The organism is Gordonia otitidis NBRC 100426, assembly GCF_000248075.1.
Lineage (GTDB): Bacteria > Actinomycetota > Actinomycetes > Mycobacteriales > Mycobacteriaceae > Gordonia > Gordonia otitidis.
Genome location: NZ_BAFB01000054.1, coordinates 1 through 529, shown reverse-complemented (window position 1 = coordinate 529; position 529 = coordinate 1). Strand labels below are relative to the sequence as shown.

Below are 529 nucleotides of genomic sequence, written 5' to 3'. Positions count from 1 at the left end.
GGTGGGCGTCGAACAGGGCGTTGGCCCGGTACGCCTCGGCGAGCTCGGCGTCGGTGATCGGGTTCTTGCGCCACCGGTAGTAGGGCTGGCGAGCGATCTTGAGTACCCGACACGCCACCGTGACGGGGATGCCGTCAGCGGCCAGCTCACTCACGAGCGGGTACCACCTTTTCCCGGCAGATTCGCTTGGGACAGGTACGCCGCCGCCCGGCGTAAGACCTCGTTCTCCTGTTCAAGCAGGCGCACACGCCGCTTGGCCTCGCGCAGCTCACGCGATTCGGCCGACGTGGTGCCGGGCTTGATCCCGGCCTCCACGTCGGCCTTGCGGATCCACTTGTTCAGGGTCATCGGGTGGATACCGAAGTCGGCAGCGATCTGTTCGAGAGTCACACCGTCTTCACGGTTCTGGGCGACGCGGACAACGTCGTCGCGGAACTCCTGGGGATAGGGCTTGGGCACAGCTGGCATCCTTCCAGGCCGCCCGGCAGGGCAAGCCAGATCAGATGTCACCTACTCGTGCACCAGCCCC

1 protein-coding gene is annotated in these 529 nt (G+C 66.2%); it reads right to left on the bottom strand.

Going from position 1 to position 529, the window contains the following annotated elements; translation table 11 throughout:
- Positions 1-150: 150 nt before the first annotated feature.
- Positions 151-459 (bottom strand): transposase, encoded by a 309-nt coding sequence (locus GOOTI_RS26460; RefSeq protein WP_005180812.1) that lies wholly within the window; start codon positions 457-459, stop codon positions 151-153.
- Between the last annotated feature and the right edge of the window lie 70 nt (positions 460-529).